Annotated in this window: 2 protein-coding genes; both read left to right on the top strand. The window is 69.2% G+C overall.

Annotated elements, in window-relative coordinates; genetic code table 11:
* On the top strand, positions 1-397 hold a 397-nt coding region (locus J7E68_RS16400), incomplete at its 5' end, for a carbonic anhydrase (RefSeq protein WP_285225516.1).
* On the top strand, positions 394-1,593 hold a 1,200-nt coding region (locus J7E68_RS16395), incomplete at its 3' end, for a class II fumarate hydratase (protein ID WP_251049084.1). The genes J7E68_RS16400 and J7E68_RS16395, both read left to right, overlap by 4 nt.

Here is a 1,593-nt window from a genome sequence, read left to right as displayed (position 1 = left end):
CGCCCCCGCCTCGTGCGGTGCCGTGGGCGCTGCGGTCGACGGGCCCGCGATCGACGCGGCTCCGCTCCCCCCGCACATCTGGAAGCTCATCGCACCGATCGTCCCCGCAGCCCGCAAGGTGCTCGTCGAGAGCGGCGGCACCACCGTCGACGAGATCGACGCCGAGCTCGTCGGACAGGAGCACCTGCGCAACACCGTCAGAGACCTGCTGCAGTCGTCCGAGGTGATCTCGCAGGCCGTCTCCGACGGTCGGCTGGGCATCGTGGGCGCCAACTACCGCCTGGCCGAGGGCACCGCGGTGCCCGTCATCACGGTCGGGATCGACACAGACGGCATCGACACCGACGGAATCGACACCGAGGGGCACGGCCCCGCAACCAAGGAGGGTTCGGAATGACCGACACCGACCAGCGCAGCGACGAGAACTCGCACGGCTACCGCATCGAGCACGACACCATGGGCGAGGTGCGGGTGCCCGTGAACGCGCTCTACGGTGCGCAGACGCAGCGTGCCGTCGAGAACTTCCCGATCTCGGGCAAGGGTCTCGAGTCGACGCAGATCGCGGCTCTCGCGCGCATCAAGAAGGCTGCCGCGCTCGCCAACAAGGAACTCGGCACCCTCGACGGCGCCATCGCCGACGCGATCGCCCAGGCCGCCGACCAGGTCGCATCCGGCGCGCACGACGCCGAATTCCCGGTCGACACCTACCAGACGGGCTCCGGCACGTCGTCGAACATGAACATGAACGAGGTGCTCGCGACCCTCGCGACCCGCATCCTCGGCGCCGACGTGCACCCGAACGACCACGTGAACGCCTCGCAGTCGTCGAACGACGTGTTCCCGACCTCGGTGCACATCGCGGTCACTCAGGCGCTCATCGACACACTCATCCCCGCACTCGACCACCTCGCCGTCGCCTTCGAGGCGAAGGCCGAGCTGTGGAAGGACGCGGTCAAGTCCGGCCGCACGCACCTGATGGATGCGACGCCTGTGACCCTCGGCCAGGAGTTCGGTGGCTACGCCCGTCAGATGCGCCTCGGGATCGAGCGCGTGCAGTCGGCTCTCCCCCGCGTCGCCGAGGTGCCGCTGGGCGGCACCGCCACCGGCACCGGGATCAACACCCCGCTCGGCTTCCCGCAGAAGGTCATCGAGCTTCTCGCCGCCGAGACCGAGCTTCCGATCACCGAGGCGAAGGATCACTTCGAGGCGCAGGCCAACCGTGACGGCCTCGTCGAGGCATCCGGCGCGCTGCGCACGATCGCGGTCTCTCTGACCAAGATCAACAACGACCTGCGCTGGATGGGCTCCGGCCCCAACACGGGCCTCGGCGAACTGCACATCCCCGACCTGCAGCCCGGATCATCGATCATGCCCGGCAAGGTCAACCCGGTCGTCCCCGAGGCTGTGCTGATGGTGTGCGCCCGCGTGATCGGCAACGACGCGACCGTCGCCTGGGCCGGCGCATCCGGCTCGTTCGAGCTCAACGTCGCGATCCCGGTCATGGGCACCGCCGTTCTCGAGTCGATCCGCCTGCTCGCCAACGCCTCGCGCGTTCTCGCCGACAAGACCGTCGACGGGCTGCCGGCGAACCTC

This window comes from Microbacterium sp. ISL-103 (genome assembly GCF_018613995.1).
Classification (GTDB): domain Bacteria; phylum Actinomycetota; class Actinomycetes; order Actinomycetales; family Microbacteriaceae; genus Microbacterium.
This window is presented reverse-complemented; position numbering and strand designations above follow the sequence as displayed.